We start from the raw sequence: 3,579 nt of genomic DNA on the forward strand, positions 1-3,579 counted from the left end.
TGTTCTTCGCTTGCGTGAGGAAGTACATCGCTTGGAACCATTTCGTGAGAGGCAATTTACTCGAGTGGAAAATGGTCCCGCTCGTGAGGGTCGTCTGGTACCGGCAAGCCTGGCACTGGAACGTTTTACCTTACCATGCCAAACCACGTAATGCTCGTTGCGAGCGCACATGGGGGCAGGCGAATCCGTCGCGCCATCGAATCTTTTCCAGTGCGGCTTCGCACTGCGCTTGCGTCCCGTAGAGCTCCATGAATTGCGTCACACTCATGCCCGCCTGAAACTGAACCCGATTCATCGTCGCCATAATCATCTCCCGCCTGCGCCACCGCGCACGCATATGCAAGGTTGGACACGTAACGGCGACCGAAGTTCAGTTATGCTGAAGATCAGCGCTAATCACCTTGCGAAATGGCTCGATCGCTTCGAAATCGCTCTTGCCCAGGCACAGCAACGCAGTCATGCTCTTGGCGATGTCCGAGGTCTTCATGGCTTGCGACACCGAAAATCTGGCATCAAGAACCGCCTCCACTTGCGCGGCCTCGAAGCACTGGCCAATCAGGCCAAGCCCCGCGTGCGAGGTCAATTCTAGGTTGCGCGATTGCTTGACTTCGAAGTGTGGCATGGTAGCTCAGGTGAAAGCCGGAGATGCCATATTTTACTTTGAAATCAATGACTTGATCAACTATTGACGGGGATGGAACACGGATTCAGGTTGCCCATTTGTTTTCAGTTTCTCTCGACTCGAATCAAATCATCATAATTTCCAAAGTCAGGCATCGCAGAGTAATTCGAACTTACATCTGCGGTCGATGCGACCGTTTCAAGCCTGTGAGGATTAAAGAACTCACGTCTAATCTCGACCGAACCATTTTGCTCAAAAAGGTAAGAAATACCACTCGTAACTTTGTCTGCGCTACCATCAAATTCACGGTGTGTTGCCATCGTTAAGAACAGTTTTCCTGGTTCGATTTCCTGAAATGCATACGTCAACGATTCGCGCAAAAACTCATCAAGAAAACCAACCCCCACTACCCCTTCAGCAATATCGAGAAAGCAATATGGTTCGTCGACAGAGTCGACGAGGACTGTATAGGTCCGCTTGTTAGCATGAGCCAATTTAGCTTGATCCTCGGACCAAACTTCCGTCGGTTTCTTTTTGGCACGAAACCATGACTTACAAAAGAAAATGGGCCTATTCATTAGTGTACTCTACCGTTAACATCTCGAATTACGACACCTGCACGATTCGCAGCATCGAGAATTGATTGTGGAATTGGGCGAAGCTGGACTGGAACCTCAAGATAGTGTTGACCTAGCAATGGTCGTCCTGCCAATGCACCGCTCGAGGGCACATTGGCGATGGTTCCGTTGACAGGATACTTTGCTGTTAATTCGTTGACATAGTTTATTCCTGTTTGTGGCTGAATTTCAGATAATTGCGTAAATTTCCTCGAAACAATTTCGCCAGAAACTGGATTATAAGAATCAAGGCGAGTATATCCTGTTCCCTTCGGGCTGTTTATATACACCTCATTGTGAGGATATGCGATCGAACGCTCAGCGTTAAATGCATTACCTTCGTCAAGGCGTGTCAGCCATGCAGGTCTGCTACTTACTCTTGCTGTGGTAGCTTCTGCACTACTTGCCCCGATTCGATGCAGTGCTGCAGCCTCATCCGCTACTGCGCGAGCCGATGCGCCAGCCGCACGAGTTGCCGAACTAAGCGGAAAATCAATAAACGACTTCAGCGCCTTCCCGCCAGTCACGACCCCGGCAATCTCCACCCCTGCCTCGGCACCCCCAAAAACAATCGCCGTTGCCCCAATCCCGATGTGCTCTTCCGAAAAATCCCTAGCTTCCGTAATCTTCTCTTGAACGAAGGCTCCAACCGGCTTGAGTGCCTCGCCGATCTGCTTGGCTCCCTCGCTTTTGAAATTATAGTTCAAGCCTTGAGCGATTTCTTTTTGCACGCCAACCGCCCCGTCCACGGAATCAAGCATGTACGGGATCGAGGCCAGGCCCGCGCCAATCCTCACCGCAGAATTGTACAGCCCTCCAACGACAATTTCGCCAGCCCCCAAAACAAGCGTCGCTCCATTTTTCACTATCTCGACCACTTCTTCGGCAATGCCCTCAGGCATGAACGCATTGGTCTGAACAGCCGCACCGCCAATGAACACGTTCCCTGAACCGTTTGTGATATAGGCCTTGCACACAATCTTGTCGCTGACCCTGGCTGCAGGCAAACCATTGATAAAGACAGTCGAACTGCCGGTCGCGATCGGCAATGGTGCTTGCGGGTGCAACGAGCACACCGCCACGTCAACATACGCCCGCGCGGCCTTGATGCCGTTGGTGTACACATTGCTGGAACAAGGACCGACGATCTTGCCGGTGACGTCGCCGATGCCTCCGACCGGACCGTCACCGGGCGGCGTGTGGCCGATCGCATCCCCTAATCTTGCTGCTCTTGGCATGATTTAACTCTCCGTGGGCTGCTTGAGCATGGCCTGAACCTCGGCAATGCTGGAAAGACGCACGTCCGCCGACCCCGCCACAAACACCGAGGCCTGATACAGCTGCGCGCGCAGATTTGGCGCACCGCGTTCGGGGCGTTTTTCGAGCACGTAGCTGCCGGCCTTGCGCCACAAGGTGCCGGTATTTGGCACGATAAAATTGGCATGCAGCGGTGTGCCGGCGGCATCAAAAAACGCCCAGGCGTCATGCTCGACTTCGCGCGCATCGGTCTTGCGGCAGGCCTCGTCATGGTTGGCGAACGCGTGCAGGGTGCGGCGGCGTTCGGACAGCGCAAACACGGTCGACGCCAGCGCCGGCGCCGAACTTGCGAGCTCGGTAACTGCCGGCGCGTTCTTGTGGCGTAGCTTAACGCTGGCCAGCATGTCATCGAAGGTGGCATTCCACTCGTCGGTGAACGGATTGAGGCAGGTTGCGGCGACCAGCATCGCCTTCACCTCGCCCGCTTCGGTACGCGGCAGCATGGTGATCACCTGGCGCTGGTGCATCATGTGCCCCGCACTGCGCCAGCGGTACGCCAGTTCGATGGCCGGCGTCTCGTCCAGCGTCCGCTCCAGCCTGTTCAGCAAGCGGAAATCGGGTAAGGAATTGCCCAGTTCGATTACCAGCCGGTCGGCGAAATTGACCAGCGAATCGTCACCTTGCGCATCCGCATGCGACATCACCACGCTGAACGCGCTCGGTCCCTCGTCGGCCAGCGTGAACATGTGCATGGTCTTGTCCTTGAGCTGCGCCGGCAGCTCGAAGGTCGCGTGATTGGTATGGTATGGCATGCTTGACGGTTCTTTCATCCTGGTTCTCTTTGGGGCGATGTCTGCAGCGCGGCTGAGCCAGCCCGCGCCACCGGCGCCGGGCTGGCGATGGGGTGTCGATCAGCTGTTCAAATCGATCCTGGCGCTACCGATGATATTGACATTCACACCGCTGATGGTGATGGTGCCGTCCGCTTTCATCTCGATCTTGCTGCTGCCCACCTGCAACGTGATATCGGTGCTGGCCGTCAGGTGAATATGCTCGGTCTCCGCCGTCAATTCGACATTGGTA

3 protein-coding genes and 2 pseudogenes are annotated in these 3,579 nt (G+C 54.9%); all 5 read right to left on the reverse strand.

Annotated features, from left to right (window positions below; translation table 11 throughout):
- Positions 1-295, reverse strand: a pseudogene (locus F1735_RS37085) (transposase); the annotation flags it as partial.
- A 108-nt stretch (positions 296-403) separates the two neighbouring features.
- Positions 404-622 (reverse strand): annotated as a pseudogene (locus F1735_RS32750) (IS1380 family transposase); the annotation flags it as partial.
- Positions 623-726: 104 nt separating this feature from the next.
- Complete coding sequence (locus F1735_RS32755) at positions 727-1,200, reverse strand: lytic transglycosylase (RefSeq protein ID WP_167241085.1); 474 nt, start codon at positions 1,198-1,200, stop codon at positions 727-729.
- Positions 1,200-2,477, reverse strand: a complete 1,278-nt coding sequence (locus F1735_RS37640) for a PAAR domain-containing protein (RefSeq protein WP_222853153.1) — start codon at positions 2,475-2,477, stop codon at positions 1,200-1,202. Before F1735_RS37640 ends, F1735_RS32755 begins: the two co-directional genes overlap by 1 nt.
- A 3-nt stretch (positions 2,478-2,480) precedes the next feature.
- Complete coding sequence (locus F1735_RS32765; protein ID WP_222853154.1) at positions 2,481-3,326, reverse strand: DcrB-related protein; 846 nt, start codon at positions 3,324-3,326, stop codon at positions 2,481-2,483.
- Between the last annotated feature and the right edge of the window lie 253 nt (positions 3,327-3,579).

The organism is Massilia genomosp. 1 (assembly GCF_011682185.1).
In the GTDB taxonomy this organism is placed as follows: Bacteria; Pseudomonadota; Gammaproteobacteria; order Burkholderiales; family Burkholderiaceae_D; genus Telluria_A; species Telluria_A rubra.